This is a genomic window from Oribacterium sinus (assembly GCF_963537195.1).
Classification (GTDB): domain Bacteria; phylum Bacillota; class Clostridia; order Lachnospirales; family Lachnospiraceae; genus Oribacterium; species Oribacterium sinus_A.
This window is the reverse complement of sequence record NZ_CAUTEG010000163.1, coordinates 1-2,533: the sequence shown is the minus strand read 5'-3', so window position 1 is coordinate 2,533 and position 2,533 is coordinate 1. Positions and strand designations below refer to the sequence as shown.

Sequence of the window (2,533 nt, the reverse complement as noted above, 5' to 3'; positions counted from 1 at the left end):
TGCTCGCCGGTAGAAGCATCCACACCGATAGCCTCCAGCTCTTTCGGGGACGGGAAATACTTATCGATAACCTGTAAAAGAACATTGAAGCCCTGCACATGGATACCGGAACCCATCAGAATCGGGGCAATATTACATTGCTTTACATTTTCCCGTAAAGCACTCTGGATTTCTTCCGTGGTAAATTCTTCTCCCGCAAAGTACTTCTCCATAAGCTCTTCGGAGCTTTCCGCTACGGCTTCCAGTAAGGAAGAACGGGCAATATTCAAATGCTTCTCCACATAGTCGGGAATCGGACAAGCCTCATATTCATTTAAATTGGTAAAACGGCGACCTGCCATCTTAACGACATTGACAAAGCCGACAAATTTCTCATTTTCACGAATCGGCAACTGGAAGGGGGCTACGGACTTACCGAAACGCTTCTCCAGATCCAAAACGAGCTGACGGAAAGAAGCCTTATCGTCATCCATATTGGTCACAAAGAAGAGTCTGGGAAGATGATTTTCCTCGCAAAGCTCCCATGCCTTTACGGTACCGGGCTCAATACCGGATTTTCCGTTCACTACGATAATGGCGGCATCGGCAGCGCTGACTGCCTCTTCAACCTCTCCTACGAAATCAAAGTAACCCGGTGTATCCAGAATATTGATCTTTAAATCTCCGTCTTCTCCCTTATACTCAATCGGAAGTAAGCTTGTGGAAATGGAAAACTTTCTCTTCTTTTCTTCCTTATCAAAGTCGGAAACGGTATTGCCTTCGTCTACGCTGCCCAGTCTGTTTGTCACTTTGGTCACATAGCAAAGACACTCTGCTACAGTCGTTTTTCCGGCACTGCCGTGCCCTAAAAGAACAACATTACGAATACTTCCGGTATCATACACCTTCATAGAAACCTTTCCTCCAATCTTAGCTTCTTGTGAGAACCTATTCTATTCAGCCCTCTTTTGCAACGAGAGTCTGAAGCGTTCCCACAGAAAACTCGTTGATAACAAAATGGATAGTCATATTGTATCGAAAAAGGGACAAAATTTCAATCTTCTTAGTCAAAAAGAGAGATTTGATTGGAGAGAGGAATTTCTCCAAGTAGGCCTAATTCATGGAATTTATCGGCAAATGCCTTCGGGCAATGTGTTCTTTGCACAAAATCATCCTTGGAAAGGTAGAGACCGTATTTTGCTCCCTCTTCAAGACCGAGGGCTACCGCCTCTCCGAGTCCCGCTATACAGCTGAAGGAAGGCATGATTTCTCCTTCTTCCGTGATCTGAAAATCCTTGGCCTTTGCCTTATAGATATCGAGTTTTGCAAAGCGAATGCCTCTGGCATACATTTCCTCACAGATTCGCATATCACGAAGACATAGATTTTCTGTCGCGGAAAGCTTATCCTTCTCCAGATACTCCTGCATATAGAAACGGAGCTTTTCCACCCCGAAGCACATTTTATCAAAATCAAAGCCGTCCGCACGCACGGAATAATATGCCGTGTAGTATTCTCGCGGATAGAAAACCTTACAGTAAGCTACACGGTAAGCCATCATGACATAGGCTGCGGCATGAGCCTTCGGGAACATGTACTTGATTTTCTTACAGGCATCGATATACCACTCCGGTACACCGTGGTCGCGCATGTCCTGACACCACTCCTCTTTTAAGGGCTTATGCTTTCTGGTGGCTTCCATGATGGTAAAGCTTTCGGAGGGATCCAGTCCCATATGCATAAGATAAACCATGATGTCGTCTCGACAGCAGATGGCATCACGAAGAGTCGTTATCCCGTTTAAAATCAGGTCCTGCGCATTGTTTAGATACACATCGGTACCGTGGGAAAGTCCGGAAATACGAATCAGGTCGGAAAGATACTGCGGCTTCGTATCCACTACCATTTGCATCGCAAAGCCGGTTCCGAACTCCGGTATTCCGAGACAACCGAGTTTTACCCCGTGAATGTCCTCCGGCTTAATCCCGAGAATTTCCGTAGATTGGAACAAGGACATGACTTCTTTAGAATCCAAGGGGATATCTTTTACCGGATCAAGCCCCGTTAAGTCCTGCAGCTTTCTTATCATGGTCGGATCATCGTGCCCGAGAATATCCAGCTTTAAGAGGTTATGGTCAATCTTATGATAGTCAAAGTGCGTGGTAATAATCGAGCTTTCCACATCATTGGCGGGGTGCTGCACCGGGGTAAAGGTATTGATGTCCTCTCCATGGGGAAGCACGACAATTCCTCCGGGGTGCTGTCCTGTAGTTCTCCGGATTCCGGTCAGGCCCTGCACAAGGCGATCAATCTCCGCATTGCGCTTCTGCTCTCCTCTTTCTTCATAGTAATTCTTGATCATACCGTAGGCCGTCTTTTCGGCAAGCGTACCGATTGTTCCGGCCTTAAAGGTATTTTCTTCCCCGAAAATCGTTCCTGTGTAGGCATGTGCCTTTGCCTGATACTCTCCGGAGAAGTTTAAGTCGATATCCGGCTCCTTATCTCCGTCAAAACCGAGGAAGGTTTCAAAGGGAATATCAAAGCCTAAACGGTC

General features: G+C 46.4%; 1 protein-coding gene and 1 pseudogene. Both read right to left on the bottom strand.

Annotation, left to right across the window (positions count from 1 at the left end):
- Nucleotides 1-890, bottom strand: an 890-nt coding sequence (locus tag RYL27_RS11390) for a GTP-binding protein (protein ID WP_314967229.1), incomplete at its 3' end; no start/stop codon positions are given.
- 152 nt (nucleotides 891-1,042) lie between these two features.
- Nucleotides 1,043-2,533 (bottom strand): annotated as a pseudogene (locus RYL27_RS11385) (PolC-type DNA polymerase III); the annotation flags it as partial.